This is a genomic window from Noviherbaspirillum denitrificans, assembly GCF_002211445.1.
Classification (GTDB): Bacteria; Pseudomonadota; Gammaproteobacteria; order Burkholderiales; family Burkholderiaceae_D; genus Noviherbaspirillum; species Noviherbaspirillum denitrificans.
The window spans coordinates 366,841-370,908 of sequence record NZ_LSTO01000001.1 but is presented as its reverse complement, the minus strand read 5'-3'; the positions used below and the strand labels follow the sequence as shown (position 1 = coordinate 370,908).

3 protein-coding genes are annotated in these 4,068 nt (G+C 64.2%); all 3 read right to left on the bottom strand.

Annotation, left to right across the window (positions count from 1 at the left end; genetic code table 11):
* The coding region (locus tag AYR66_RS29790; protein WP_234814656.1) for a hypothetical protein at positions 1–806 on the bottom strand (806 nt) is incomplete at its 3' end.
* Between the two features lie 121 nt (positions 807–927).
* A complete protein-coding gene (locus AYR66_RS01805) occupies positions 928–2,289 on the bottom strand; it encodes an HlyD family type I secretion periplasmic adaptor subunit (protein ID WP_088706092.1) in 1,362 nt (453 codons plus the stop codon).
* On the bottom strand, positions 2,289–4,068 hold a 1,780-nt coding region (locus AYR66_RS01800; protein WP_206047020.1), incomplete at its 5' end, for a peptidase domain-containing ABC transporter. The genes AYR66_RS01800 and AYR66_RS01805, both read right to left, overlap by 1 nt.

Here is a 4,068-nt window from a genome sequence, read left to right as displayed (position 1 = left end):
GGAGTATCGGTCGGGGCCGGAGTATCGGTCGGGGCCGGGGTTTCAGTCGGAGCCGGGGTCTCAGTCGGAGCCGGGGTCTCGGTCGGCGCAGGCGTCTCAGTCGGCGCAGGCGTCTCAGTCGGAGCCGGAGTTTCAGTCGGAGCCGGAGTATCGGTCGGAGCTGGGGTCTCGGTCGGAGCCGGCGTATCAGTCGGAGCCGGAGTCCCGGTCGGGGCCGGCGTTTCAGTCGGAGACTGGGTGGCCTCCGGTGTCGCCAACGTCTGTTGCGATTCAGCTATCGCGATGCGGGGAGACTGTGCGGTCGTTTGATCGGAACCGCCGTTTTGTGATGCATTATTTCCGCCACCGTTCGATGTAACGACGTTGGGTGCAGGTGTGCCGGGCGTGCCGTCCTTGGCATCGGAGCCGGATCCGAGGGCAGCCTGGCCGCCCGGTGTCACCTTGTCGACGAAGGGGACGCTATCCTGCCGGCCATTGCTCGATCCGCCGATGGCGTCGATCGTGCGGTTCCGCCCGTCGTCGCCGGTGGTGGTGCCGAGGCCGCTATCAGTTGCGGCGCCGCTGTCGGCCTGTTGCCGTTCCCGCGCGTCGGTGCCGTTGACGTCGGCCTGTACGTTCTCATTCCCGGTGTCGTCAACCCGTTCGGGGACGGCACCCAGATTGTCGGTGCGATTGGTATCGCCAAGACCCTGTCCGCGGCTCAGGACGGTCAAGTCATCAAAAAGCGTTGCATCATCGGCATGCGCAGGCGAGTGGCCATTGCTCGGCTGCGGGCTGCCAGTGCTATTTTGATCCTTGTCAACCATGACTCGTTTCGGGCGGGAGTTGGCGATGATTCATACTAGCTTCCCTGGTGGCCCCGCGATAGACGGCCAAAAGTTATAGTGCCCTTCTATAACCCTCGCCTCGGCCCGCCCGGCCGTTGCGTCAACGCTCCCTGAACGAACGCGAGAACATGTCGGCGAACGGCTTGGCCAGGTAAGCCAGCACGGTCTTTTCCCCGGTGAGGATTTCCGCTTCGACGCCCATGCCCGGTTGCAGCTGGTAGTGCCCCGCCTGATTGCCGACATAGGGCTGCGTCAGGGTCACCCAGCCGCGGAAATATGGCCGCCCGTCTTCGCCGACCACGCTTGAGGCCGTCACACGGTTGAGCGTGCCCTTGGCGAATCCGAAGCGGGAGTAGTCGAAGCTGGTCACGCGCAGGTTCACCGGCTGGTCAGCCTTCACGTAGCCGATATCCTTGGGTGCAATCCTGACAACAGCTTCCAGCGGCACGCCTTCGGGCACGATGTGCATGATGAGCCCGCCCGGCTGAACGACCTGGCCGATGGTGACGACCTTCATGTCCTGTACGTAGCCACGGACCGGTGCGCGGACGACGAGGCGGTCGACCCGGGCTTGCAGGCGCGCCAGGGTTTCTGTCACTTCGGCGATTTCGGAATGCACGCTGCCGATTTCGGCCAGCGCGTCGCGGCGCAACTGGTTGAGCACGTCGACGCGGCGGCTGCGGGTCTCTTCCAGTTCTTGCTCGGAGACCTGGATTTCCTTTCCGATGCGGGCTGCTTCGCCGTCGGCAGTGACCTTGGCGCGGCGCGTCTCCAGCAGCACCGACTTGTTGATCAGGCGGCGGGCGGCAAGGTTTTCCCGCATGGCCAGCAGTTCGCCGGTCAGGTTCTGGTGTTCTTCGGCGACGGAACCTGCTTTATTGAGCTGCTGCAGCCGGTCGGCGCGCTGGTTGATCTGGTGGTCGAGGATGGACAGGGTGGAATTGCGCGTCGATAGCTGCGTCCGGTAGATCTCTTCCTGGTGCCGGATGAGTTCAGGATGGTTGCCAGCGAAGTCTTCGAAACGCGGCTTGCGGTTCTCGACGAAGGCGCTCAGGCGTTCCGCGCGCAGTTTCAGCGATACCAGCCGCGCCTCGGTCTGGCGCACGTCCGCGGTCGCCTGCGCGCCATCCATGCGCACCAGGACCTGTCCCGCCTGGACCAGCGCTTTTTCTTCGACCATGATCTCGGCCACCGCGCCGCCGTCGAAATGCTGGACAACCTTGAGCTGGCCTGCGGGGACGACCTCGCCCGGCGCCCGGGCGACTTCGGTGATGTGTGTCAGCGCGGCCCAGACGAGGAACAGCAGGACGATCGCCGCAATGATCGTCAGGACCGGCCGGACGAACGCTGGGACCAGTTCTTCCTCTACGCGAGCGGCTTCGGAAAGCAGCCTGCGCTTGCGGCTGCCGACAAGGTTGTCGCTGCTGTCACCCGACAATAAGCGCTTGAGTATTTTTAGCATCAGTTCAGCCCTGCCATCACACGATTCTTGATAGTGTCAAACGGTCCCATCGCGGTGACCGCGCCGTTTTCCAGGTAGATGACCTTGTCCGCCATCCGCATATGTCCGGGCCGATGGGTGACGATCAGCACTGTCGACCGTCCCCGCAGCCATTCAATGCAGCGGATCAATGCCTCTTCCCCCGCCTGGTCCATGCCGGTGCCCGGCTCGTCGAGCAGTACCACGGGCGCCGGTTTCAGCATCGTCCTTGCCAGCAGCAGGCGCTGGCGGAATCCGTAGGGCAGCTGCGCGGAGCGGCTGTTGGAAATCCGTGTCTCGAAACCCTGCGGCAGCGCGGTGATGTCGGCGCTCAGGCCGGCCATGTCGACCGCCCAGCGGACTTCCTCGTCGGTAGCGGCCGGATGCACCAGGCGCAGGTTTTGCGTCACCGTGCCATGGAAGATTTCGCAGTTCTGCGGCATGTAGCTGATGCGGCCGCGCAGGTCGGATGGCGAGATCTGGCGGATATCGACACCATCGAGCCGGATCGTGCCCGCCTGGGGGATGTAGACGCGGGTGATGAGCTTGAGCAGGGTCGACTTGCCGGCGCCGTTTGCGCCGGTGATGACCACCAGCTGGCCGGGGTCGATAGCGACGTTGATGCCGAGTAGCGCCGGGTCGGCATCATTGGCGTAGCGGAAGGAGACGCGCGAGAAGCTCAGTGCGCCGTTCAGATCGGGCTTCACGATCTGGTTGACGCCGCTGTCACGCTCGATCTGCAGGCGCATCAGGTTTTCGACCTGGCGGATGTTGGTCCGGGTGCGGACCAGCGATGTCGCCGCCAGGAAGACATTCTGGATCGGGCCGGTCAGCCGCCAGACGATCATCATGGTGGCGATCATTGCGCCACCGGACAGCTGGCCGTTGATGGACAGGTAGGCCGATACGGCGAGGGAGAACAGGCCGGTGCACATGCCGAGCACCTGGGCCGCGCCGCTGATCCGGGTGCGGATCTGGTGGTCGTGGAAAGACGACAGGACGGCCTTGCCGCTGATGTCGGTGAAGCGCTGCAGCCAGGTGCGGGCGGCACCGGAATTCCGGATCGTGCGCATGCCGGACAGGGCTTCATTCACGAATTCGCTGCGCGTGGCGGACAGGGACGAGGCGCGGGCAATCGAGTTCTGGATCAGGGTGCGCGACGCGAACCACAGGATCGTGTAGGCGATCACCGCCGCCAGGATGACCAGCATGATCCAGGGATTGATCACGGCCAGCGCGGTCATCATGACAAGGCTGGCCGGCAGGTCAAAAACGATCAGCACGAGCGGGCCGAGGAAGAAATCGCGCAGGCTTTCAAGGTTCTTGATCCGTCCCACCTGGCGGTTGATCGATGCGCCGTCCGTCGAAGTCGCCGGCAGGCAGACGATGCGCTCGAACACGCTGGTGCCGAGGACATATTCGGTGCGTCCGCCGACATAGGCCAGGATGCGGTTCTTCAACCCTCTCAGGCTCCAGTCCAGTCCGATGGTAATCAGCGCACCCAGGGTCAGCGCAGCGCCGAGCATCAGGTCTCCGCTGGGCACCACGGTGTCGAACACCGACCTGACGAACAGGGGCGGCGTCAGCGCCAGCGCGGTTGATAGGACGGTCAGGCCGAAGGTCAGCGCGAGGTGCCTGCGCAGGCGCCAGATCAGGTTCCAGAACCAGCTCTCGTTGACCTTCGCCTTCTTGTCCACCGGCTCCTGTTTCTTGAACAGATAGGCCTCGCCTTCCAGGCCGAGGGCATCCGCTTCCAGCATT